Raw genomic sequence first — 22,227 nt, 5'->3', positions numbered from 1 at the left:
GTGCGCACAGACTCGTGATTGGGAGACCGACGGATGACAAAAAAGAGCAGCCCGAAACGGGGCAGACCAACGAAAGACCTGGCCGGTGACGTCCAGGCTCGGATCCTCGATGCAGCTCAGCAACTCTTTCTCGAGAAGGGCTACCGCAGCGCCAGCATCGATGACATCTCCGAGCTGGCGCCGGCGAGCAAGCCAACCATCTATGCTCATTTCCCCGGCAAGGACGCACTGTTCGCGGCGGTGGTGGCCCGCACCATCACTGGGCTGACGGATTTCGAAGGCTTCGAGCCTGAGGGCCGCACCCTTCAGGACAAGCTCTCAAGTCTCGGCACCGCGGTCGTGGAGAAGGTCATCGAAGAATCGTTGGGCATGGTTCGCGCCACGATTGCCGAGGCGCAGCGTTTCCCCGAATTGAGCCGCAACGTCCACGATGCCGCGCGCGATCGCTCCGTCAACGCCGTTTCCCAACTCTTGAATGAAGCGACGCAGAAGCTGGCGCGCTCTCCAAAAGGTCCCTTCACCGGGAAGCGAAGCCTTGCCACCGCTCAGATCTTTCTGGATCTGATCCTGTTGCCGATGCTGTTTCGTTCGTTGGTGGGAGAAACACCGAAGGAGCTGAGACGGGAATTGCCGTCTTTCGTGCGCGAACGGGTCGGCTTTTTCCTTGCGGCCTGTGAGGCGGACTGGACGCCGTGAGCCGGCAACCCGTCGAGCGCTAGGTTCGACCGGCAGGCTTGTAAAGCAAATCGACCCGGATGCCGGTCACTTGAGAGGACGCCGCGTTAACGGACGCTGCGTTGCTGAGCGCTTCGGCGCAAAAGCTCATCATCTCGCCGAAGGCCGGCCGAAGAGCATGCGCTTTGATGCGCGACGGATTGAGGTATGCATCCATCGCATCGAGCAGGCAGCAAGCGAGCACCATCGGGCTCCCTGCTCGAAATTCGCCGCTCGCCTGCCCAGCCGCGATGATCGACTGCACGAGACCGCGGACCCCGTCGGCGTGGGACAGGGCGATCGGCCAATTCGCCTGTCCTGCGGCAACCACCAATTCGTGCAGCCTGAGATCGTGTGTCAGCCTGTGTTCATGTCGCTGGGAGATCGTGATGAGAGTCGCGCTCAGGCGGTCCAGGCCGGAGCCGCCGCGGCGAGGTGCACTTGCGGCTGCCGCCGACACCTCATCAAGCAATTCTGCCACCACTGCCTCTTCGAGCGCCTGGCGGGAAGGATAGAACCGGTAGAGGTTTGCCGGGGACATGGACGCGCCGCGGGCGACGTCGGCAACCGTCGTCTTCCGATAGCCGATGGCCCGGTACAGCCGAATGGCAGCCTGCACAATTCTTTCGTGGGTGCACGACGATCCAACCTGACGGGTAGTCTGTGCCTGGAGCACGTTCGGCCTCAACGTGACGGGGACGCCTGCATTTCACGCCGGCAGGCCTCGCCGAACTCGCGCAACGGGTCCATCTCCTCCAAGAAGCCCGGCAGGTCGACGAACGATGTGTTCGGCGCAAGGTAGGTCTCGATGATCAGCCGCCCTGCCCGCTCCGCAGCATGGACAACCTCATCATTGGACAGGATCCGCATGCGCCCGATCAGCGCATACAAATTCACCAATGCCGGGATCTCGGATTTGTCGCTGGTCAGCGCGTCCGCATAAAGCCGGGACGCCTCCTCGATGAAGCATCGATACAGCTTTTCACGCTTGGAGACCGCGTGGGCATGATGGCGCTCCCGGACCCTGCGGCGACGGGTCACCCATCCCGTCACGATCGTGGAAATCGCTCCGAAGGCAGAGCCCCCGAACGCGGCGAAAGCGGGAAAATAGATCGTGTTCATGCGATCATTCCTCATCTTTTGTGCCACGATACCGGTGCGACCCCACGGTCTTGACCGAAGCAGCGGCCGCTGCGTGCTCGAAGACGGCTCCGCAAGCTTCGCTCAGCTCTGACTTTTTTTGCCTGAGACAGGCTTCCACATTCGTGGCGTCGGGGATGTAGCCGGCGCACAGGCGAAACGCGTCAGGCGCGCATGCCGCCCTCTGCTCGGCTGTGCCGCGGTCCTCCTGCGCGAAAGCAGCCTCGGCGCCCAGCGCAACGAACACCAGGACTGCGAGCACCAGTCGGTTCTTGAACATATCGAATCCCTTCTCAAGTTGAGGCACTGCTGTCCGAAAGGGGAATCCCGGCCTCATTCCGAAGTCCCCATCGTCCAACCAGGACGAACACGGGCTTGTGAGTCTCAGCTCTTGACACATCCCGCGATCCGCGCTGTATCTGAAATATACGGTGTAGTGTATTTAGGAGGTCGAAGATGTCAAGCCTGTTCTTGGCGCTGGTACGGGAAAATCCCTGGCCGGGGATTGCCGTCGCGTCGCTCAATCTGATCGTGGCCGTGTCGCTCGTGGGCGTGAGCCTGCTGGTGGGTCTCACCATCTCGGTGCTCGCCTGGGTGCACGCGCTCGCCGATCGCGAGCCCGCCCCGGTACGGCATGCGGCCAGCCCACGGAGCTTCGCATGACCGCGGCACTGCTGCTCGCTCGCGGTTGCATCATCTATTCGGTCAACGTCTGGCTCGCGCCAGTCGAATGCATGTTCGACATGATCGAATTGGAACTCGTCCGCAGAGGCATCGCGCTTGAAGGGGTCGAGCACCCTTCCCCCTCCGCCGCCTGAGCATCCTGGAATTTCGACATGCTCAACTTCATCGAAGTGTTCGACATCATGCACGTGGAGCCGGCCACCGGCGCTTCAGTGTGGACCGGACTCACCGGCACGCGAACGGCCCTCGAACGCGACGGGCACCTGATCGACCCGAAGGCGATGGCCTATTGCCCGGCCGACTGGATCGACGAGCGCGGCTATCTCGATGCCGAACTCGCGCGCCGGCATCCCCGCCCCTGGGGCATCTGACGGTGAGACGAAATCAGTCCATGTCCAGGAGCCGGCTGCCGTGAGCAGGAAATCTGCGCTGTCGAGACACGCGAACAGTCTTGTCGAACCCGAGCTTCCGTTGCGGGCCTATTTTCTGTCGGTTGGAGGAGCGCTGCTCCTGCTGCTGCTGGCCGCCGATTGGGTGCTGCCCGCACCTTTGCCGAGCCGGCTCACGGACTCGCATTCTGCGCTGCCGCCGATCCGCATCCACACAGAGCTGAGAGGACCGGTCGCCAGTGGTGATCGCTTGAAGGAAGTGATGCTCGAGCCGCCCAAGGTCGGACAGCGATCAACTCAGCACTAACCGACAACTGGCTGATCTGCCGCTGAAGCACGATCTCGTGAGTTGCTTGATCGATGCGCACGTATATACACTATACCGTATAGTTTCTTTTTATCGAGGCCTTCGCACGACGTCAGCCTCGATCAACACACACCCGAGAGCAAGCCAAGTCATGAACTTCCAGCCTCGCCCCCATCTGCCCGCCGCCCAACGGCGGCTACCATTCGATTGCATTGCCCTGCTGCTGCAGGGCGGCGGCGCTCTGGGGGCCTACCAGGCGGGCGTCTATGAGGCGCTCGCCGAAGCCGGCATCCATCCAGATTGGGTGGCCGGCATTTCGATCGGCGCAATCAACGCCGCGATCATCGCAGGCAACCCGCCGGAGTCCCGTGTTGACCGGCTCCGCGATTTCTGGACGCAAGTGACTTCCACTGCGCCCTGGGATTGGTCCGGAAATCCACTTCTCGATCGGCGCAACGACAATGCACGCAATGTCCTCAACCAGATGAGCGCCGGCCTTGCCGCGGCATGCGGCGCAAACGGATTTTTCTCGGCGCGCCCCCTCATGCCCTGGTTACATTCCGGCGGAACGACCGAGGCGACCAGCTTCTACGACACAAGTGTGTTGAAGAGCACGCTGGAGCGCCTGGTCGACTTCGATCGTCTCAACGAGGGAATGACGCGCTTCAGTACAGGTGCGGTCAACGTAAGAACGGGCAATTTCGTCTATTTCGACAACAGCACCCATACGATCCTGCCGGAGCACATCATGGCGAGCGGCGCGCTGCCGCCGGGCTTTCCCGCGGTGGAGATCGAGGGCGAGCATTACTGGGACGGCGGCCTGGTGTCCAATACGCCGCTGCAATGGGTGATCGACTGGGGTGCGCCGCAGGACATGCTGGCCTTTCAGGTCGATCTCTGGAGCGCGAAAGGTCAGCTCCCGGGCAACATGGCCGAGGTCGTCACGCGTCAAAAGGAGGTTCAATATTCGAGCCGCACGCGCGCAAGCACCGATCAGTTCAAGCGTGTGCAGCGCCTGCGACGTGCGCTCACCGCCCTGTTGGGCCGGCTTCCGGAAGAGCTTCAGGAACATGACGACGTGAAGCTCCTCAGCACCGCGGTCTCTCACAACGTCTACAACATCGTCCACCTGATTTATCGCGCACGCAATCACGAAGGGCACTCGAAGGACTACGAGTTCTCCCGGCTTTCGATGCAGGATCACTGGCGCGCCGGTTACCACGATGCACTCCGCACGCTGCGACATCCCGAGGTGCTCACACGCCCCGCCAGCGCGGACGGCGTTTTTACATTCGACCTGGAGAACGATGGTCGCGAATAGGTCCGGCCGTCATGGCCGCTGCAGGGAGAACCAAATGCGTGAGAGTGAAGTACGAAAGCGTGCCTTTGCAATGCCGCTTACCAGCCCGGCCTATACGCCAGGACCGTATCGGTTTGTGGACCGCGAATACCTGATCATCACCTATCGCACCGACCCGGCAAAGCTGCGCGCCGTGGTGCCTGAACCACTGGAGCTCGATGCACGCGAAGCGCTCGTCAAATATGAATTCATCCGCATGCCGGATTCGAACGGCTTTGGCGACTACACCGAAAGTGGCCAGGTCATCCCGGTCTCCTTCCGAGGGCGCAAGGGCGGGTACACGCACTGCATGTTCCTCAACGACGAAGGCCCGATTGCAGGCGGGCGCGAACTCTGGGGCTTTCCGAAAAAGCTGGCCCAGCCGACATTACGAACCGAAATCGACACCCTGATCGGCACGCTGGACTACGGCCCCTTGCGGGTTGCAACGGGTACGATGGGCTACAAGCACCGGGAGGCCGACCTTTGCCAGGTCAAGGCCGCGCTGAGCGAGCCGAATTTCCTGCTCAAGATCATCCCGCATGTCGACGGCAGCCCGCGGATCTGCGAGCTCGTCGAATACCATCTTGAGCAGATTGCGCTGAAGGGGGCCTGGACCGGGCCCGCAGCCCTATCGCTGACGCCGCATGCCTTGGCACCGGTGGCTGATCTGCCGGTGCTCGAAATCGTCTCCGCAACTCACATCCGTGCGGATCTCACGCTCGGCCTCGGCAGAGTGGCCCATGACTATCTGCAGGAACCAAGCCGACGTGCGTTCCGGGCCTCGGAGCGAAGTCTGGTCACCTGACCAAGCTCCACGCAACCAAGCACCCCCGTGAGCTTTAACCCAACATACAGAACAAGCGAATTGAGATGAGTATTCTGAAAGGCAAAACGGCAGTCGTGACCGGCTCGACCAGCGGCATAGGCCTTGCGTGCGCGCGTGCGTTCGCAGGCGCCGGCGCCAACATCGTGCTCAACGGCATGGGCGCTCCGGCCGACGTCGAGACGGAGCGCTCCGCAATCGAGAGCGAATTTTCGGTCCAGGCGATCTATTCGCCCGCGGACATGGCGAAGCCGAAAGAAGTAGTCGACCTGATCGCGCTCGGCGAAAGCACCTTCGGCAGTGTTGACGTTCTCATCAACAACGCCGGCATCCAGCACGTCTCTCCCATTGAAGAATTTCCGGTCGAGAAGTGGGATGCGATCATCGCGATCAACCTGTCCGCCGCATTCCACGCCATCCGAGCAGCGGTGCCCGGCATGAAGAGGCGCGGCTGGGGCCGCATCATCACCACGGCCTCGGCTCATTCGCAGGTCGCCTCCCCCTTCAAGTCGGCCTATGTCGCTGCCAAGCATGGCATCGCGGGCCTCACAAAGACGGCAGCGCTGGAGCTTGCCCGGTCGAAGATCACCTGCAACTGCATCAGCCCGGGTTACGTCTGGACCCCGCTGGTGGAGAGGCAGATCCCGAACACGATGAAGGCGCGCAACTTGAGGAGAGATGAGGTCATCAGTGACATCCTGCTCGCAGCGCAGCCCACGAAAGAGTTCGTCACGGCTGAGCAAGTCGCCTCGCTCGCGCTGTTCCTGTGCAGCGACGACGCCGCGCAGATCACCGGCGCAAATCTCGCCATCGATGGCGGCTGGACGGCCGCATAGGGCTGCCTGTCCTGCATCGGAGGCCGCCAACCTGAAGCCAGCACCAGCGGCCGCTCGTCCCCGCACCCGTAGCTCCCGCGCCCTGGCGAGTCGTTTCTCGCGCACGTCGGCCAAGTTCACGTGCCCTGCTCCGCTTCTGAGCGTCTGCTAACACTGGCTCTCGCAAGCTTTTTCTTGATCTCCCGGTGCACACGTCGTGCACGCGCCGCGTCCTAACCAATTGAAACACTTGAACTCTCGCTCCAGTCCATCATTGGACACATCGCGGCGCCTTCCCGGTCGCCATCTCTTGAGGCCGGGGCTCGGGCCGCAAGACCGTTTTTTGCTGCGACGGTAGCAATTCAGGCGGGCGAACTGCCTAATCTATGGAGCGAGGCCGCGCCCCACAGCATCGAGTGCTGGTGGGTCACATTTTCCAAAAGGACCGTTTGAAAAATCAGTTGCTCAAACGGTCTTGCTGGCTAAGTCGTTGATTTGGTGGGCGCACCAGGGCTCGAACCTGGGACCCGCTGATTAAGAGTCAGCTGCTCTACCAACTGAGCTATGCGCCCGAAAGGCGGCTAGTGCCTTGCGAGGTCGGTCGTTTAGCAAAGCGATCCGGGTCTGGCAAGCGATGCAATGAAGGTTTTTCCACAGTCCCCAGAAAGCGAAAAGCCGCTGGATTCCAGCGGCTTCTCCAGGGTCAATCGTCGCAAAATCCAGTCCCGTTCAGAGCCGGCCCTCGCGATCCCGGCCCTCGCCGCCGTCGCGGTCGAAACGGTCACGATGGAAGTGCTCCATGCCGCGCTCCATCATGCGGTCCATGCCGCGTTCCATGAAGTGGCGGTGCGGGCCGTCTTCGCCGCCGCCGAACGGGCCGCGGTGGCGGGTCAGCACGGCGAGGCGCCGCTTCTGGCCCTCGTCCAGGGTCTTGTAGAGCGGGTCGGCGGCATCGGCGATCTTCTTCAGGGCCGCCGAGGTCGCGCCCATGTCCTCGGCGCGCTGGCGCAGGCGGGCGACCGGATCCTCCGGCCTGTCGGCGTCCTTGCCGGCATCGCCGGGGCCGGCATTCATCCGCGCATTGGCGCGGTCGATGCGCAGCTTGGCGAATTCGCGCACCGCAGCCTCGACCGGCGGCCACAGCTTCTCCTGGTCGGCGTTGAGCTTCAGCCCGGCATGGACGGCGGCGATCCGCGCGTCGACAAAAGCGGCGCGGTCTTCCGGGTTCATGCGGATGTGGCGGATGTGCTCCATCCACGGACGATGATATTGGGCATAGACCGCGCCCGAGCCGGCGATGCTGAGCACGGCGATGGCGGCGATGGTGAACTTCCTCATCCGGACCTCCTCTGGAAGGATGTCCCTGAAGATGGGCCCGACGCGGCTGACCCGCAACTTACAACTTGGACAGGAAGCGCGCCCTTACCAGGACTGTAACGCCCGATTTTACCTCCAGCCGCAATCGGACATCATTCGCAACAAAAAGGCTTCCGTGCAGACCGCACGGAAGCCTTCGTTCATCGTTCGAAACGATCAGTTCGTCGCGCTCAATTCGTGGTGCTCTTGGCTTCCTTGAGGAATTCGTCGATCAGCGGCTGGCCGATGCGGCCTGCGGCGTCCTTGTAGACCGGCTCCATCGCCTTGCGCATCGCCTCGTCCTGCTCGCCGGTGAGCTTGATGATCTCGCTCTTGCCGCTCTTCTTGATCTCGGCGAGCGCGTCGTCGTTTTCCTTCTGCGACTGCGCGTTGCTGAAGTCGGTCGCTTCCTTCATCGCCTTGGTGAGCTGCTCGCGGATGTCGGCCGGCAGATCGTCCCAGAACTTCTTGTTCACGATCACGACGTAGCCGATGTAGCCGTGATTGGTCTCGGTGATGTACTTCTGCACCTCGTGCATCTTCTGGGTATAGATGTTCGACCAGGTGTTCTCCTGGCCGTCGACCACGCCGGTCTGGAGCGCCTGGTAGACTTCCGAGAACGCCATCACCTGCGGCAGCGAGCTGAGCGCCTTGAACTGGGCCTGCAGCACGCGCGAGGACTGGATGCGGAACTTGACGCCCTGATAGTCGACGGGCGCGATCAGCTTCTTGTTGGCGCTCATCTGCTTGAAGCCGTTGTCCCAATAGGCAAGGCCGGTGATGCCCTTGGCATCCAGCAGCTTGAGAAGCCGCGTGCCGAGCGGGCCTTCCGTCACCTTCCGCAGCGTCTTCAGGTCGGGCAGGATGTAGGGCAGATCGAACACCTCGAACTCGCGAATGCCGAGCGGTCCGAACTTGGAGTTCGACGGCGCCAGCATCTGCACGCTGCCGAGCTGAAGCGCCTCGAGCTCTTCCTTGTCCTTGTACAGCGTCGAGTTCGGGTAGACCTCGACCTTGACCTTTCCGCCGGTGTACTTCTCGGCGAGCTCCTTGAACTTCTCCGCCCCCTTGCCCTTCGGCGTGTCGGTGGCGACGACGTGGCTGAACTTGATGATGATCGGCGATTGCGCCGATGCCGGCCCGGCAAGTCCGAGTGCCAGTGCCGCGATGGACGCGGCGATCGCGAAGGTGCGCATAATCTCTCCCTGTTATTATCTAAGCCGCCCGCGCGCGGGCGGCCAATCCTTTTGCCGACAGCATCAATAGCGGCTGGGAGACGCAGCCGCTATTGGCCGTTAGCAGGGCAGGTATTCATCATAAATACCGTCATTCCGGGATGGTCCGAAGGACCAGACCCGGAATCTCGAGATTCCGGGTTCGATGCTCTCGCATCGCCCCGGAATGACGAACTATGTTCGTCAGCTCGCCGCCGCGGTCGTCACGGTGTCGCGCTGGCGCTTCATGACGATCTTGTTGAGCGCGCCGAGATAGGCTTTGGCGGAAGCCACCAGCGTATCCGGATCCGCCGCGCGCGCCGTCATCGCACGCCCCTCCTGCGACAGCCGCACCGAGACTTCCGCCTGCGCGTCGGTGCCTTCGGTCACCGCGTGGACCTGATACAGCTCCAGCTTGGCCTCGTGCGGGACCAGGCGCTTGATGCAGTTGAACACCGCATCGACCGGACCGTTGCCCTCGGCTTCCTCGATCTTGATCTGGCCGTCGACGTCCAGCTTCATGGTCGCGCGCTGCGGACCGTGGGTGCCGGCGATCACGGTCAGCGAGGTCAGCTTGATGCGGTCGTGGGACGCTGCCATCTCCTCGTCGACCAGCGCCTCGATGTCCTCGTCGTAGATGTCCTTCTTGCGGTCGGCCAGCGCCTTCATCCGCGTGAACGCATCTTCCAGCTGGTTCGGGCCGAGCTTGTAGCCCATCTCCTCCAGCTTGTGCACGAAGGCATGGCGGCCGGAGTGCTTGCCCAGCACCAGCGAGGACTGCTTCAGGCCGACCATTTCGGGCCGCATGATCTCGTAAGTCGAGGCGTCCTTCAGCACGCCGTCCTGGTGGATGCCGCTCTCATGCGCGAACGCGTTCCGGCCGACGATCGCCTTGTTGTACTGGACGGGAAACGAGGTAGCCGCCGACACCACCTTGGAGGCCCGGGTGAGCTGGGTGGTGTCGATCTTGTTCCAGTACGGGAATTTGTCGTTGCGGACATTGATCGCCATCACGATCTCTTCGAGCGCCGCGTTGCCGGCGCGCTCGCCGATACCGTTGATGGTGCACTCGACCTGGCGCGCGCCGCCGACGACGCCGGCCAGCGAGTTCGCGACCGCCATGCCGAGGTCGTTATGGCAGTGCACGGAGAACACGGCCTTGTCCGAGTTCGGCACGCGCTCGATCAGCGTCTTCATGAAGTGGGTGTATTCCTCCGGCACCGTGTAGCCGACGGTGTCGGGGATGTTCACCGTGGTGGCGCCGGCCTTGATGACGGCTTCGACGATCCGGCACAGGTAGTCCATCTCGCTGCGGGTGCCGTCCTCGGCCGACCATTCGACGTCGTCGATCTGGTTGCGGGCGCGGGCGACCATGGCGACCGAGGTCTCCAGCACTTCTTCCGGCGTCTTGTTCAACTTCACCCGCATGTGCAACGGCGAGGTCGCGATCACAGTGTGGACGCGGCCGCGCTTGGCGAACTTCACCGCTTCGGCGCAGCGGTCGATGTCGGCCGGATGGGCGCGGGACAGGCCGGCGATGACGGCATTCTTCGAGCGGCGGGCGATCTCGCTCACAGCTTCGAAGTCACCCTGCGAGGTGATCGGGAAGCCGGCTTCGATGACGTCGACCCCCATATCGTCCAGCAACTCGGCGACCTCGAGCTTCTCCTCGAAGGTCATGGTGGCGCCGGGGCACTGCTCGCCGTCGCGCAAGGTGGTGTCGAAAATGATGACGCGGTCCTTGTCGGACTTGTTCGCGGGGACCATTGCAAATTTCCTTTTGAGCTTTTGCGCCGTCAGTCTGCTGGGCGCTTGAGGTGTCCGGTGATCTCGACCAACCCCTGAGTGCCCAGGCGCGTCGCGCCCAGCCGGCCCTCAGGGGCAAGTAAGAAGAAGGCCGCCAATAAGGAGGGTGGGCAGCAGCGCGGCCGGGATCGTGGCGGCGGCCAGAGCCACCTCCCCCGAAATCCCATCAATTTGGCCGCGAATCAGCATTGCCAGACCCTTTTGAGCCCCAAATCCTCGGTCAAAACCGTTGACGGTTGGTTGCCGGGAGGCTCAGTGACCCGTTTCTAGACGAGAAATAGCAGCAACTGCAACGCCAAAAGATGGTCAGGGAACCTGACCTGGTTGCAGGGTCTCGTGTCCCGGACGCGCTGCAACGCGAAGCGTTGCTGCGCAGAGCCGGGACCCAGGGGCGGCACGGCACGATGCGGATGGATGGGCCCCGGCTCTGCAGCGCACCACTTCGTGCTGCGCTGCGTCCGGGGCACGAGAGCGGAATCTGGCGCACGCTTTCTCGACACCGTCATTGCGATGCTCCAATGCACATCCCAGCGTGCAGTGCCGTAGGGTGGGCAAAGGCGCACAGCGCCGTGCCCACCAATTCAATCGCGGTGCGAGGATGGTGGGCACGCTGCGCTTTGCCCACCCTACGATATCGAGTTTGTGGCACGCAGCTCAGCTCGCAAACACACCTTCGCGTCCTCGCGGCGGATTTCGCCCGAGCTTTGCTTGGTCTCTCCACCCTCCAATCCAAGAGGGCGCAGGGAAGGCCGGGTGCTGGCTCGCACCCGCGGTCCGCTGCGCGAAATGCACACGCAGAAAGAACCGCACAGCAGCATACAGGTGGTGCCGATCACTCGGCCTTCCCTGCGCGATGGTCGGACGGCTTATGCCGTGATCTCCCGGGAGCCGAACTTTCCTTCTGGCCTCCCTCGCCCCGCGAATTGGATGATGCAGTCCGCCCGGTTGGGCTCGCTCGCATCTCCGCGAAAGGCTTGACCGTAGCAACGACGGCCAGGACCACACGGTTTTGCCGTACGCACGGCCCGCCATTTCGCCGCAGTTTTTCCTGGCCCCGTCGACGGAGCCGGAAACTTACAGACGAGACGAAGCCTAGCAGCGCCGCTCGTCGCACGAAGCCTCGGGCTCACAGGGACTACCCGCCCTGCCCGCGCCTCTCGTGCCGACGCTGCCGCGTCCACCGCAAGCCCGGCTCGCGACGCGTGACGACACATGATCGCCCCTCTTGGTGAGCCGGGATGGGCAACACATACGCCGAAACCGAATTTCGGTAAAGTGGAATATTTTTGGCGAGGCGCATTGACAGAGGGCGACACAGGCTCGGTCGCGAAGCCCGGATGGAGCGCCAGCGTAATCCGGGACGGTGCGAATGCCGGGCGAGCGGCCCCGGATTACGCTTTCGCTTCATCGGGGCTACTGGCACTTCCGAACTTCGCCCTATCCCGCGCGGCGGGCGCGGGCCCTGCTTTCCCAGCGGTTCAGCATCTGGCCGAGCTCGCCGGTGACCACGGGGATGGCCGTGATGGCGCTGGGGATCTCGTTGGTGTTGGCGGGCGCGTTGGCGGGAAGCCAATCCGGCTCGGTATATTCGCGCCAGCGACGCGCTTCGGCGCGTCTTTTGTTGGAGATGAATTCACGCGTGAAATAGCCGGCCGCGAACGCGATTCCCAGCAACACGATCAATACGATGACGCCAGCCACAATCAACTCCGTCCATCGCCCCCGGAGGGGTTCTGCGTGGCAATCAGCGCAAAATCAAGGCTTGAACTTCGCCGAATGGGCGGCTTGCCGCGCTTTGCCGCAAGCAAATTTTTGCTTCGATCCGCGGAACATTTTCGCGCCTTGCAAACGGCACAAGGCGGACGCGGAGTGCATCCGAATATGACAGGATTGAGACCGGCGCGAATCCGATTCCACCCCTCGCAACCGGCGCCGGACCGCATTAACCTCCGGTTGCTCGGCCGGATCAACCGGCCAGCGAACATCATTGGGAGGACGCGATGACACGCCAAGAGGCTCGTGACCACACGGCTCGTGACCACGAGCAGCATGACCAGGATGCTGCGCTTTCACGACGAACGCTTGTCCGGGGGCTTGCGCTTGGCGCCGCAGCCACGGTCGCCGGCCCCGCGCTGGCCCAGACCGGACCCGCCGCACCGCCGACCACCATCACCACCCCGCCGCGCGATTTCGGCCCCCACGGCGCGCCGACCACTTATTTCTGGGACCCCGACATCATCGCGGTCGATCCCTCCTTCAACGATCTCGCGCAGCCCAACACCGCGATCAAGCGTCTTTATACCGGCGTGCTGTGGGCGGAGGGCCCGGCGTGGAGCGCGCAAGGAAGGTATCTGCTCTGGAGCGACATTCCCAACAACCGCCAGATGCGCTGGAGCGAGGACGACGGCCGCGTCAGCGTGTTTCGCACGCCGTCCAACAATTCCAACGGCAACTCCTTCGACTTCCAGGGCCGCCAGCTCTCCTGCGAGCACCTGACTCGCCGGGTGACGCGCTATGAGCACGACGGCACCGCCACCGTGCTCTGCGACAATTACAACGGCAAGAAGCTGAACTCGCCGAACGACGTCGTCGCGCATCCCGACGGCAGTTACTGGTTCACCGATCCACCCTATGGCGGTCAGCTCTACGAAGGCGAGCCGGATGCGGCGGGCGGTCCGAGCAATGCGGGCGGCAAGCTCAATCCGCGGATCGGACAGCCGGCCGGTTTCCAGCCAGGCAAGCGCGAGCTGCCGACCAATTGCTATCGCATCGACCCCTCCGGCCGCGTCGATCTCGTCGTCACCGAGGAGCAGGTCCCCGATCCGAACGGACTGTGCTTCTCGCCTGATTACAAGAAGCTTTACGTCGCCTCGACCGGCAAAGGGCCAGGCGATACCGGCCCCGGCGGCAAGGGCGAGATCTTCGTGTTCGATGTCGGCGGGGACAACAAGCTCTCCAACCTCAAGAAGTTCAGCGATTGCGTGGTCGACGGCGTGAAGTGCGGGCCGGACGGCGTGCGCTGCGACGTCAACGGCAATGTCTGGGCTTCCAGCAATGCCGGCCGCGCCGTCGGCTACAGCGGTGTGACGGTGTGGTCGCCGGAGGGCAAGCTGCTCGGCCGCATCCGCCTGCCGGAGGTGTGCGGCAACATCACCTTCGGCGGTCCCAAGCGCAACCGCCTGTTCATGGCCGCGAGCCAGTCGCTCTACGCGGTGTTCACGGCGACGCAAGGCGCAGGGCCCGGCTGAGGCGAGAGTGCACCGCTATCGTAGGGTGGGCAAAGGCGCAAAGCGCCGTGCCCACCATCTCGTTCCGTATCAAAGGGATCGTGGGCACGCTTCGCTTTGCCCACCCTACGGCACTGCGGACGCGCATCCTCCGATGCGGCTCCTCGGCCGCAATCAAGCTGCGCCGCGGGCCAATCTCCGCCATCAAACCAAAGAAGATACGTGACGCGGCATGGCCGCAGCGCGGTGCGCGGACATGATGTCCGCCGCGATCCGCGCCTGACATGGACCGGGAGCCTACGCGATGCGCCGTATGCCAAACGATACGATCATCGTCAGCGTTGGAAGCCAGGAACTCGTGATCGCGTTCGGAGACCCCGGCCTGCCGGTCGGCGGCCACGGCGGTAACGACATCATGATCGCAACGGTCGATGACGGGCCCAGCAGCCTGCTGTTTGTCGGTGACGAGGCGATCCTGAACGGCCGATCGCATGGCGGCAACGACCTTCTGGTTGCGACGGTCGAGGGTCGCTTGCCCTATGTGTCTTTTGATGGCGACGCGCAGATCATGTCAGATCAAGCCCATGGCGGCAACGACATGCTGCATGTTGAGGCGTCGAACGCGACCTATGCAAACGTTTATCTCTCGGGCGACGCCGAGATCGCCATGACCGGGGATGCCAAGGGCGGCAATGACCTCATCACGGCAGAGATGGGCGACAGATCGTATGGCGCGTTCAGCGGCGATTCCGGATCGCTCATGAGCGGCAACGCTGAAGGCGGCAACGACATCGTCAGCGTGGTCCAGGCCGGATTCTCTGGCAACGCGTCGATATCCGGTGATGCCTTGGTGACCATGAGCGGCGATGCACGCGGCGGCAATGACATCCTCATCTATACCGTCGGCGCCGCTGCGCGGTCCGGCGGCGCATCGCTCCTCGGCGACAGCGGCTACATGAGCGACAATGCCCGCGGCGGGGACGACATCCTGATCGCAGCCGTCGCCGGCAATCCCGATTCGACCTCCATCGCGCTCGTCGGCGATGCCTCGCAGATGTCCGGCAACGCACAGTGTGGCAATGATACCCTCTACGGGAGCGATCGCGGCGATTGGATGTATGGCGATGCACGCATCTACACTCCCGCCGCGGCCGGCTCGATCACCGGCGGCCGCGACCTCCTGAACGGCGGAGGCGGCAATGATCAGCTCTGGGGCGGGCCGAACAACGATCTGTTCGTGTTCAACGCCGGCTCGGGCCAGGACGTGATCAACGATTTCAACCAGGGCAACAAGGCGGCCGGCAGCACGGCGCGGGAGCACGATGTGATCGACGTCCACGCTTACGACTTTGCAGGCTGGGCCGAGCTGAAAAGCCTGATCAGCGACGACAACGCCGGAAATGCGGTGATCCACCTGACCGCCAACGACACGATCACGCTGGACGGCATCCACGCCGCCGATCTCAACGCCAGGGATTTCATCGTCTGAGGTGCGGCGAGAGTCCGGTCGGCACCGGCAAGCCAACACATCCAGCAGGGCCCGTCGCATTTACCGCGGCGGGCCTTCGCTTTGTGCAGAAACCAAAGCCCACGCTGGCACCGGAGGACCCATCCTGCGATCTTGTCGTTACCCCCCGTCTGGGTTAGAGGCGCGAGATGGATGATCGACCAAAGCAGACTGAGAGCCTGACCCAGGACGACGGCTTCGTTCACGTCCGGGGCGCGCGCGAGCACAACCTGAGGAACGTCGACGTTCGCATTCCCCGCAACGCCCTCGTCGTGTTCACGGGCGTGTCGGGCTCCGGGAAATCCTCGCTCGCCTTTGGAACGATCTACGCCGAGGCGCAGCGGCGCTATCTGGAGTCGGTGTCGCCTTACGCCCGGCGACTGTTCCACCAGATGCAAGTCCCTGAAGTCGACGACATCGAGGGCCTGCCGCCCGCCGTCGCGCTCCAGCAGCAACGCGGGGCGCCGACGACAAGGTCATCCGTGGGCAGCGTGACCACCATCTCGAACCTTCTGAGGATGCTCTATTCCCGCGCCGGCGATTACCCGCGGGGACAGCCGATGCTCTATGCGGAAGCGTTCTCGCCGAACACGCCCGAGGGGGCGTGCCCGACCTGCCACGGCATCGGCCGGATGCTCGACGTGACCGAGAAGTCGATGGTGCCCGACGACACCAGGACGATCCGAGAGCGCGCCGTCGCGGCCTGGCCGAGCGCCTGGCAAGGGCAGAACCTCCGGGACATCCTGACGACGCTCGGCTACGACGTCGACAAGCCCTGGCGCGAACTTCCCAAAAATGACCGCGACTGGATCCTGTTCACCGAGGAGCAGCCGACCGTGCCTGTTTACGCCGGTTACGACGCCGCCGAGGTCAAACGCGCCCTGCGCCGCAAGGAAGAGCCGAGCTATCAGGGCACGTTCACCGGCGCCAAGCGCTACGTGATGCAAACCTACGCCAAGTCCGAGAGCGCGATGATGAAGCGCCGCGTCGCGCAATTCATGATCACGCGGGATTGCCCGACCTGCCACGGCACCCGGCTCAAGCCCGAGGCACTCAAGGTCAGGTTCGCCGGCCTCAACATCGCCGAGATGTCGCACCTGCCGCTCAAGCAATTGCAGGAATTGGTCGAGCCGTTCGCAAAGGCCTCGACAGACAAGACGGAGAAGACCGTCGTCGCCAGGCGCATCTGCGAGGATCTGTTGGCGCGGCTCGCCGTCCTGCTCGACCTCGGCCTCGGCTATCTCGCCTGCGAGCGCAGCACGCCGACGCTGTCACCGGGCGAATTGCAACGGCTGCGCCTTGCGACGCAGGTTCGTTCGAACCTGTTCGGCGTCGTCTACGTGCTCGACGAGCCGTCAGCAGGCCTGCATCCCGCCGACACCGAGGCGCTGCTGCGGGCGCTGGACCGGCTGAAGCACGCCGGCAACTCGATCTTCGTGGTCGAGCACGAGATCGAGGTGATCAGCCACGCCGACTGGCTGGTGGATGTCGGCCCCGACGCCGGCGACGGCGGCGGGCTCATCCTCTACAGCGGGCCGCCGGAAGGGCTCGGTAACATCGAGCAATCGCGAACCGCGCATTACCTCGGACGTCCGCGCAAGAAGCTGCCGACGGCGCGCCGCGAGCCGAAGGGCCATCTGAAGCTCAGCGGCGTATCCCGCAACAACCTTCGTGGTCTCGACGTCGATATTCCGCTCGGCATTCTCACCAGCATCACCGGCGTGTCGGGCTCCGGCAAATCGAGCCTGATCAGCCAATTCCTCGTCGATACCGTTGCCGCGCATCTCGGCCATACGCTGGCCGCTGACGCCGATGACGACAGCTTGGCCCCGACGGTCGAGACGTTGGGCGGCAGGATCGTTGCCGGCCTTGACCAAATCAACCGCCTCGTCGTCGTCGACCAGAAGCCGATCGGCCGCACCCCGCGGTCCAATCTTGCGACCTATACCGGCCTGTTCGACCATGTCCGAAAACTGTTCGCGGCAACGCCGCAGGCAAAGTCCCGCCGCTACGATGCCGGACGCTTCTCGTTCAATGTCGCGAAAGGACGATGTGCGACCTGCGAGGGCGAAGGCTTCGTCTGTGTCGAGCTCTTGTTCCTGCCCAGCGTCTACGCGCCCTGCCCGACCTGCAAGGGCGCCCGCTACAACGACAAGACGCTCGAGGTGACAATCCGCGGCAAATCCATCGCGGATGTGCTGGCGATGCGCGTCGACGAGGCCTTCGAGTTCTTCGAGGGCGATGCCGCGCTGAACCGGTCGCTCTCGGTCGTGCGCGAGGTCGGCCTCGGCTATATCCGCCTCGGCCAGTCCGCCACCGAACTGTCCGGTGGCGAAGCCCAGCGGATCAAGCTGGCGACCGAGCTGATGCGTCCGCAACGGGGCCATACGCTCTATGTGCTGGACGAGCCGACCACCGGGCTGCATCCACGGGACGTCGAGCGGCTGATCGCCCAGCTCGAACGGATCGTGGACACCGGCAACAGCGTGGTCGTGGTCGAGCACGACATGGACGTCGTCTCGCACAGCGACTGGATCATCGATCTCGGCCCCGGTGCCGGCGACGAGGGCGGCCGCATCGTCGCATCGGGAACACCGGACCAGGTTGCCAAGGCCGGCGGAAAGACCGCGCATTATCTGGCGCGGCGCTTGAAGCAGTAGCGCGCGACGATTGTCGGATGCGGTCGCCTCGCGGTCATTTCGCAATTGCGTTCCATGGCGCAGCTGACAGACCCGACTTTCGCGATGTTGACTTTCCGCCATCCCGCTCCCCATACTTCGCAAAAAGATAACAACCAATCATAAGACGGTTTTTGAGGGAGGATAGGATGCCGACTTCACGCAGGCAGCTGCTGAAGGGTACGGCGGCTGCCGCCGCCACACTCAGCCTCGATTGGACCAGGGCCCAGGCGCAGGCCGAGAATTTGCGCATCGGCCTGATCTACGACCTCACCGGTCCCTTCGCCGCAGGCGGCTCGGTCGCCTCCTCGGTCGGCGCGCAGATCGCCATCGACCTCGTCAACGAGAAGGGCGGCATCGGCGGCAAGACCAAGATCGTGCCGGTCGCGGCGGATTCCCAGAGCAAGGCCGACGTCGCCATCAACGAGGCCGAGCGGCTGATCAGCCAGGAAAAGATCGACATCATCAACGGCGTCTATTCCAGCGCGCATGCGGTGCCGATGGCGGCGAAGGTCGAGCAGCAGAAGAAGATCCTCTGGATCACGACCGCGGTCTCGACCGCCGTGTTCAAGGACAAGAATCTGCAATACGTGTTTCGCGCGCAGATCCATTCCGACCAGTACGGCCAGGCCTTTGCCGGCTTCATCGCCGAGCATGCGCAAGCCAAGCTCGGCATGGAGGCAAAGGACGTCAAGGTCGCGCTGATCCACGAGGACGGCCCCTATGGCGTCGGCGTCGCCGCCGCCGACGAGGCCTATGCCAAGCAGGCCGGCATCCAGGTGGTGATGCGCGAGGGCTATTCGGCGTCCGCGCCCGACCTCTCGGTGCTCGTGACCAAGCTCAAGCGGGCCAAGGTCGATGTGATCTCGCATGCCGGCTACAACCCCGACATCACCCTGTTCCTGCGCCAGGCCCGCGAGAGCGGATTGCGCTTCAAGATGCTGTTCGGCGCCGGCGCCGGCTACAGCCAGCTCGACAAGCTGCGCGCCACCTTCGGCCCCGACATCGACAATTTCTGCAACATCGACCCGGTGCCGGCGCAGCTGCTCGATGCGGCGAAACTCGCGCCGGGCATGGGCGAGCTGATCAAGACCATGGTCTCGCGCTACCAGACCAAGACCGGTGCCACCGACGTGCCGCCGCACTGCTCGATGGGTTTCAACCAGACCTGGGTGCTGCTCAACAACGTGCTGCCTGTCGCCAAGGAGAAGTACGGCAGCTTCGAGCCGGAGGCGATCCGCAAGGCCGCGCTCGACGTCGACATCCCCGCCGGCGGCACCATCCAGGGCTATGGCGTCAAATTCTTCCCGCCGGGCACGCCGCTGTCCGGCCAGAACGAACGCTCGACGCCGGTGGTGATGCAGAACGCGGGCGAGCACATCTCGGTGGTGTGGCCGACGAACATCAGGACGCAAGACCCGGTATTCCCGCTGCCGAAGGGCTCGACCTACGGGGCGTAGAGGCGGCTTGCTCCCACCCTCCCCTGGAGGGGGAGGGTCGCTACGCATGCAGCGAAGCGGAATGCGTGGCGGGGTGGGGTGATCTCTCCACATGAACACTGCCCGTGTGGAGAGATCACCCCGCCCCGCTCGCGCTGCGCGCGATCGACCCTCCCCCTCCAGGGGAGGGTAAGAGAAGCGTACCCTACAACACCACCCGTCGCCCCTCCTCCGCGGCCCAATAGCCGGCGTAGTTCACCTTGATCGTCTCATAGGCGAGCGCAAGGTCGGACAGCGGCTGCCGCCCGGTCGCGACGCATTCCATGAAGTCCTGGATCTCCTGCAGATAGCCGCGCGTCCATTCCTCCTCGAGGCAGACATATTGCCAGCCGGTTTTGCGGTCGACCTTCTCGGTGATGTAGACGCTGGCGAGCTTCTCCTCGGAGGTTTGGTAGCTCATCAGATGGTTGTTCGGGGTAATGTTGGCGAACAGCGAGCCGCCCGACGTATAGGTCTCGACCAGATTGCGCACGCCGCCCATGATCATGTCGCCGGAGAACACGGTGGCCTTGGTGCCGTCCGAGAAGGTCGCGGTCAGCGTGCCCCAGTCCTCGACATCGACGGGATTGGCCTTGATGTAGGTGCGCTCCTCCGGCTTGAGGCCGGCTGTGACGTTGCCGACATCGCCGGTGACGCTGGCCACGCGGATACTCTCGCCGCGCGCCTTCGCTTCGACCTGCTTGAGGTAGAGCACGGCGGAGAGCGGATGGCAGCCCATGCGGATCAGCGAGCCGCCGCCGGTCATCGCCCATTGCGCGGCGTGGGCCGCGTGCGAGCCGGAATGGCTCTCCTCGCCCTTCATGAACAGGATCTTGTCCTTGGTCGCCCTGATGATCTCCGCGGTCTTGGTCACCGCGGGCGCGTAGATCCAGTCCTCGGCGTACATGAAGAGCTTTCCGGTGCGCTCGATCGCGGCGCGCGTCTTGTCCATCTCCTCCAGCACGCGCTCATACATCAGCGCCTTCGGCACGTGCTTGCCGATCGGCGGCTGGTCGCCGTCGCGGCCGAAATAGCCGGCGAACGGCTTTTCGCAGATCACGTGCTTGCCGGCCTGCATCGCCGCGACGATCATTTCGGCATGAAGATTGGGCGGGGTGCAGATGTCGACCACGTCGATCTCGCGGTCGGCGATCAGATCGGCAAAGCTGCGATGGACCCGCGGGATGTTGTGACGGCCAGCGAATTCGACGACGTGGTCGCCGCGCGCGGCCACCGCCGCGACTTCGACGTCCACGCCATAGACGCGCCGGAACGCATACATGTGCAGCTCCGACACGAAGCCGCAGCCGACGAGTCCGATCCTGATCCCAGCCATAGTGCCCCCTTGCTTTGGGCGGCACTATAGCGCGCCGGCCGGCCTATTCCACGGAGACTCGCACCACGCCGGCACTCATCATGCCGAGCGCGCGGGCGGCCGGCACCGAGAGATCGACGATACGGCCGCGGATGAACGGGCCGCGATCGTTGACGCGACACTGGATCGTGCGGCTGCCATAGGAGACCCTGAGCACGCTGCCGAACGGGCGCGTGCGGTGTGCACAGGTCAGTTCACCGCCTTTGCCGGCTTTTGCGTAGCTGTAATAGGAGGCGAGCCCGTTTTCGGCATGGGCAACAGAAAATGGTGAAAACGAGAAAGTAGCGAGACAAAACAATAGCGTCGGCTGCGCGCGCACTGCACCGCTCCGGGTTGGCCCAGACCCGTCCCGCAAACGTCAGTTTGTTCCCTTCAGTTCCTGGAACTGCCGGGACGGATCCCGGCAGCGCCATCAAAGATTGTTACTGTTTGTGAAAAACCAGCGTGCGCACCTCGATGCTTTCGCGCGGCGCGGCGTCCAGCGGCGTGGTCGGATCGACGAAGGCGGTGTGCGGCCCGAAGCGGGTGCGGCCGTCGGTTGCGGAATCGTAGCATTTGAGCAGCAGCGCCTGGTCCGGTGTCATCTCCGGGAAATAGAACCAGCGATGATCGGGATTGTATTTCACCGAATAGGTCTCGCCGCGGCGGTTGGGATAGATCAGGTCTGACGCCACGAGATCACCGGGCGCAACCGTGGTGCCGTCGGCCATGGCGAGCGGTGAATCGCGCAACGGACCTCGGATCGGACGCCAGAGGTTGATCACCTGGACGCGGCCCTTCAGCAGCTCTTCGGCCTCGTCAGGCAGATGCTCGCGCACCCGGTTGGCGCCGGAGATGGCGGTCTGGTCGACATGGACGCGTGTCGCCGGCTGGCGCGGGCCACCGCCGCGGATGTCGGCCGCGCCCTCGACGCGCTTGCGCACGGTATGGTCGAAGATGACGACGCGGTCGGCCTTCAGCGTCGCGCGCAGGAACGCCTCGACGGCGGGATAGTAGACCGCCCTCACCTCTGCGTCGTCGTAGAAATCCTTCACCCGGGTCGGATGGCGCACCAGCGCAAAGCCTTCGCGATCGAGCGAGAAATTGTTCGCGATCAGACGCGCATCGAAGATCGGAACCTGATGCGGCTCCGGCAGCGACGTACTCCTGGGCTCACCGGGCGGCGGATCGAAGGCGTAGGTACGCGGCTTGGCGGATGTCGGCGCGAGATAGTTGAGCTCGGCAGTGACGAAGGGAAGCGATTCGATTTTTGTTTCTTGCAGGCCCATGGCCGGTCTCCCGATGTGGTCGTCGGATTGATTTTTGAGGGCGCGCGACGTGGCACAAGAGGTGCGATGCAAATAGCAATGAGGATGTTGTCGGGAGCGAAGAA

Annotated in this window: 22 protein-coding genes and 1 tRNA gene; 12 read left to right on the top strand and 11 right to left on the bottom strand. The window is 63.7% G+C overall.

From position 1 onward, the window contains the following. Window positions 1-33: 33 nt before the first annotated feature. Entirely contained in the window at window positions 34-696 is a 663-nt protein-coding gene (locus tag GDN70_RS11625; RefSeq protein WP_038951224.1) for a TetR/AcrR family transcriptional regulator, read from the top strand. Between the two features lie 19 nt (window positions 697-715). Here GDN70_RS11625 and GDN70_RS11620 read toward each other — a convergent pair whose 3' ends face one another. The 3 genes from GDN70_RS11620 to GDN70_RS11610 form a co-directional block, all read right to left on the bottom strand. Next, the gene (locus tag GDN70_RS11620; RefSeq protein ID WP_240536551.1) at window positions 716-1,333 is read right to left on the bottom strand and encodes a TetR/AcrR family transcriptional regulator; all 618 of its coding nucleotides are present in this window, start codon (window positions 1,331-1,333) and stop codon (window positions 716-718) included. Between the two features lie 65 nt (window positions 1,334-1,398). Continuing rightward, window positions 1,399-1,836 (bottom strand): hypothetical protein, encoded by a 438-nt coding sequence (locus tag GDN70_RS11615; RefSeq protein WP_050995754.1) that lies wholly within the window; start codon window positions 1,834-1,836, stop codon window positions 1,399-1,401. A 4-nt stretch (window positions 1,837-1,840) separates the two neighbouring features. Continuing rightward, window positions 1,841-2,134 (bottom strand): hypothetical protein, encoded by a 294-nt coding sequence (locus GDN70_RS11610; RefSeq protein ID WP_038973600.1) that lies wholly within the window; start codon window positions 2,132-2,134, stop codon window positions 1,841-1,843. 176 nt (window positions 2,135-2,310) lie between these two features. Here GDN70_RS11610 and GDN70_RS11605 point away from each other — a divergent pair, with 176 nt between their 5' ends. From GDN70_RS11605 to GDN70_RS11580, 7 genes are all read left to right on the top strand, one after another. Further along, complete coding sequence (locus GDN70_RS11605; protein ID WP_038973599.1) at window positions 2,311-2,517, top strand: hypothetical protein; 207 nt, start codon at window positions 2,311-2,313, stop codon at window positions 2,515-2,517. Further along, entirely contained in the window at window positions 2,514-2,672 is a 159-nt protein-coding gene (locus GDN70_RS34900; protein ID WP_167456562.1) for a hypothetical protein, read from the top strand. The genes GDN70_RS11605 and GDN70_RS34900 overlap by 4 nt, the downstream gene beginning before the upstream one ends. Before the next feature lie 18 nt (window positions 2,673-2,690). Continuing rightward, the gene (locus GDN70_RS11600) at window positions 2,691-2,909 is read left to right on the top strand and encodes a hypothetical protein (RefSeq protein WP_038951218.1); all 219 of its coding nucleotides are present in this window, start codon (window positions 2,691-2,693) and stop codon (window positions 2,907-2,909) included. 40 nt (window positions 2,910-2,949) lie between these two features. Further along, complete coding sequence (locus tag GDN70_RS35365) at window positions 2,950-3,234, top strand: hypothetical protein (RefSeq protein ID WP_193374899.1); 285 nt, start codon at window positions 2,950-2,952, stop codon at window positions 3,232-3,234. A 151-nt stretch (window positions 3,235-3,385) separates the two neighbouring features. Next, complete coding sequence (locus GDN70_RS11590; protein ID WP_152102537.1) at window positions 3,386-4,555, top strand: patatin-like phospholipase family protein; 1,170 nt, start codon at window positions 3,386-3,388, stop codon at window positions 4,553-4,555. Window positions 4,556-4,589: 34 nt separating this feature from the next. Beyond that, a complete protein-coding gene (locus tag GDN70_RS11585; RefSeq protein WP_038973596.1) occupies window positions 4,590-5,381 on the top strand; it encodes an acetoacetate decarboxylase in 792 nt (263 codons plus the stop codon). Window positions 5,382-5,446: 65 nt separating this feature from the next. Next, the gene (locus tag GDN70_RS11580) at window positions 5,447-6,235 is read left to right on the top strand and encodes a 3-hydroxybutyrate dehydrogenase (RefSeq protein ID WP_038973595.1); all 789 of its coding nucleotides are present in this window, start codon (window positions 5,447-5,449) and stop codon (window positions 6,233-6,235) included. 475 nt (window positions 6,236-6,710) lie between these two features. Here the strand turns inward: GDN70_RS11580 and GDN70_RS11575 are convergent. The 5 genes from GDN70_RS11575 to GDN70_RS11550 form a co-directional block, all read right to left on the bottom strand. Next, window positions 6,711-6,786: transfer RNA gene (locus GDN70_RS11575), tRNA-Lys, on the bottom strand. Window positions 6,787-6,943: 157 nt separating this feature from the next. Beyond that, a complete protein-coding gene (locus GDN70_RS11570; protein WP_028144434.1) occupies window positions 6,944-7,552 on the bottom strand; it encodes a Spy/CpxP family protein refolding chaperone in 609 nt (202 codons plus the stop codon). Between the two features lie 209 nt (window positions 7,553-7,761). Beyond that, a complete protein-coding gene (locus GDN70_RS11565) occupies window positions 7,762-8,766 on the bottom strand; it encodes a TRAP transporter substrate-binding protein (RefSeq protein WP_028144433.1) in 1,005 nt (334 codons plus the stop codon). A gap of 222 nt (window positions 8,767-8,988) precedes the next feature. Then, window positions 8,989-10,551: a 2-isopropylmalate synthase gene (locus tag GDN70_RS11560; protein WP_028144432.1), complete on the bottom strand. Its 1,563-nt coding sequence runs from the start codon at window positions 10,549-10,551 to the stop codon at window positions 8,989-8,991. A gap of 1,476 nt (window positions 10,552-12,027) precedes the next feature. Next, window positions 12,028-12,291, bottom strand: coding sequence for a hypothetical protein (locus GDN70_RS11550; RefSeq protein ID WP_038971177.1), 264 nt, complete (start codon window positions 12,289-12,291; stop codon window positions 12,028-12,030). 299 nt (window positions 12,292-12,590) lie between these two features. Here GDN70_RS11550 and GDN70_RS11545 point away from each other — a divergent pair, with 299 nt between their 5' ends. The 4 genes from GDN70_RS11545 to GDN70_RS11530 all read left to right on the top strand — a co-directional run bounded on the left by GDN70_RS11545 (window position 12,591) and on the right by GDN70_RS11530 (window position 19,462). Continuing rightward, window positions 12,591-13,838: an SMP-30/gluconolactonase/LRE family protein gene (locus GDN70_RS11545; RefSeq protein ID WP_038947578.1), complete on the top strand. Its 1,248-nt coding sequence runs from the start codon at window positions 12,591-12,593 to the stop codon at window positions 13,836-13,838. 283 nt (window positions 13,839-14,121) lie between these two features. Further along, a complete protein-coding gene (locus GDN70_RS11540) occupies window positions 14,122-15,306 on the top strand; it encodes a calcium-binding protein (RefSeq protein ID WP_173015784.1) in 1,185 nt (394 codons plus the stop codon). A gap of 167 nt (window positions 15,307-15,473) precedes the next feature. Further along, a complete protein-coding gene (gene uvrA, locus GDN70_RS11535; RefSeq protein ID WP_152102536.1) occupies window positions 15,474-17,984 on the top strand; it encodes an excinuclease ABC subunit UvrA in 2,511 nt (836 codons plus the stop codon). A gap of 167 nt (window positions 17,985-18,151) precedes the next feature. Next, window positions 18,152-19,462 (top strand): ABC transporter substrate-binding protein, encoded by a 1,311-nt coding sequence (locus GDN70_RS11530; RefSeq protein WP_028145396.1) that lies wholly within the window; start codon window positions 18,152-18,154, stop codon window positions 19,460-19,462. Window positions 19,463-19,646: 184 nt separating this feature from the next. Here the strand turns inward: GDN70_RS11530 and GDN70_RS11525 are convergent, their stop codons facing one another. The 3 genes from GDN70_RS11525 to GDN70_RS11515 all read right to left on the bottom strand — a co-directional run bounded on the left by GDN70_RS11525 (window position 19,647) and on the right by GDN70_RS11515 (window position 22,123). Beyond that, window positions 19,647-20,816, bottom strand: coding sequence for a Gfo/Idh/MocA family protein (locus GDN70_RS11525; protein WP_152102535.1), 1,170 nt, complete (start codon window positions 20,814-20,816; stop codon window positions 19,647-19,649). Between the two features lie 43 nt (window positions 20,817-20,859). Next, on the bottom strand, window positions 20,860-21,174 hold the full coding sequence (locus GDN70_RS11520) for a septal ring lytic transglycosylase RlpA family protein (RefSeq protein WP_038971180.1): 315 nt from the start codon (window positions 21,172-21,174) through the stop codon (window positions 20,860-20,862). 103 nt (window positions 21,175-21,277) lie between these two features. Beyond that, window positions 21,278-22,123 (bottom strand): CmcJ/NvfI family oxidoreductase, encoded by an 846-nt coding sequence (locus GDN70_RS11515; protein ID WP_038971181.1) that lies wholly within the window; start codon window positions 22,121-22,123, stop codon window positions 21,278-21,280. Window positions 22,124-22,227: the final 104 nt, after the last annotated feature.

Source organism: Bradyrhizobium sp. TM102 (assembly GCF_009176685.1).
In the GTDB taxonomy this organism is placed as follows: domain Bacteria; phylum Pseudomonadota; class Alphaproteobacteria; order Rhizobiales; family Xanthobacteraceae; genus Bradyrhizobium; species Bradyrhizobium ottawaense.
This window is presented reverse-complemented; position numbering and strand designations above follow the sequence as displayed.